Raw genomic sequence first — 263 nt, forward strand, 5'->3', positions numbered from 1 at the left:
CCCACGGCAATGATGGCCTGATTCTGGGGTTGATACCAGGTTTTGTAGAAGTTACGAATCGTTTCGGGTTTGAAGTTCTTCAGGATTTCTTCCGTTCCGATCACGTTCCGCTTGCCCCACTTCGAACCGTTCATGATGACGGGAAAGTACTCATCCCGCATTCGCTGGGATGCTCCCTTGCCGCCCCGTAGTTCTTCCAGAATGACGCCCCGCTCTTTGTTGATTTCGGTTTCGTCCAGGGTCAGATCGTGTGACCAGTCTTC

Annotated in this window: 1 protein-coding gene; it reads right to left on the reverse strand. The window is 52.5% G+C overall.

The features are described 5' to 3' along the window. Positions 1–263, reverse strand: a 263-nt coding sequence (locus BWI93_RS08450) for an insulinase family protein (RefSeq protein WP_141217396.1), incomplete at both ends; no start/stop codon positions are given.

The sequence above is a fragment of the Siphonobacter sp. BAB-5385 genome, assembly GCF_002261125.1.
Taxonomy (GTDB): domain Bacteria; phylum Bacteroidota; class Bacteroidia; order Cytophagales; family Spirosomataceae; genus Siphonobacter.